Annotated in this window: 1 protein-coding gene and 1 pseudogene; both read left to right on the top strand. The window is 46.6% G+C overall.

Annotation, left to right across the window (positions count from 1 at the left end; all coding sequences use genetic code 11):
• A partial coding sequence (locus B7Y67_RS18675) for a branched-chain amino acid ABC transporter permease (RefSeq protein ID WP_367227314.1) occupies positions 1-908 on the top strand: 908 nt, incomplete at its 5' end.
• A gap of 15 nt (positions 909-923) precedes the next feature.
• Positions 924-1,180, top strand: a pseudogene (locus B7Y67_RS18670) (branched-chain amino acid ABC transporter permease); the annotation flags it as partial.

Genomic DNA, 1,180 nt, shown 5'->3' with positions numbered 1-1,180 from the left:
GGGGAGTTTTTCTGAGTACATATATGACCGGCCTTACATTTGAACTTCTATGCATGCAACTACTGACAGGAATTGCCCTGGGTAGTATTTATGCACTTCTTGCCCTGGGCTTATGCCTTATTTTTGGCATGCTCAATGTCGTTAATTTTGCCCACGGCGCCTTCTTCATGGTTGGCGCGTTTTTGGGTGTCTATTTTCTTGGTGTAACAGGTAACTTTTGGTTTAGTTTAATTCTGACGCCAATTACTACCGGAGTCCTTGGATTACTGACTGAGCGATTCTTAGTCCGCCCACTATACGGACGTGGAATTGACTATCCACTCCTACTGACTTTTGGATTGTCTTATGTCTTAATTGAAGCAGTTCGTGTCACTTTTGGCATTGAAGGTCTACCGTCTGTTACCCCTGATGGACTGAAAGGCTCTCTCGACGTCGGCATCGGCTTCTTTCCCAAGTATCGACTTTTCCTGATTGCCGCTACAGCTGTCATTATTTTTGCAGTTTGGTTTTTCATTCAAAAAACCCGATACGGCCTAATTATCAAGGCTGGTGCCGCTGACCAAGAGATCGTCAAAGTGCTTGGTGTAGATATCGCCAAAGTATGGCTCATGGTGTTTGGACTTGGTTGCGCAATTGCCGGCCTCTCCGGAATATTAGCCTCACCCACCCGCTCTGTTAATCCAGAAATGGGTATTCCAATTTTGGCGGAGTCGTTTGTTGTCACAGTAGTTGGCGGCATGGGCTCACCAGTGGGGGCTGTTGTTGCTGGTTTATTAGTTGGCGTGGTCTACAGCATGACTTCCCTGTTCTTCCCTGACCTATCAGAACTTTCTATCTTTGTATTGATGGCGGTAGTGCTCTTAATTCGACCACAAGGTTTATTTGGTAAAGCGGGGGCAATGGGTTAATCCCCCTGAATACTTATGAAATCATTCTTCCAACTCATTGCACGTCATCGCGTGCTAGCAAGCAGTCTCTTCTTGATGGTCTTTCCTTTCATCATGCCGTACGAGGCCCTTGCGATCAACATCTTGATCTTTGGCTTATTTGCCATGGGCTTCAATCTCCTATTTGGTTATATGGGCCTCCTATCATTTGGTCATGCAGCCTTCCTCGGTATTGGTAGCTACCTCACTGGCATCGGCATCGTCCACTACGGAATGTCCTGGGGGACTGCAAT

This window comes from Polynucleobacter sp. 35-46-11 (genome assembly GCF_002281105.1).
This window is presented reverse-complemented; position numbering and strand designations above follow the sequence as displayed.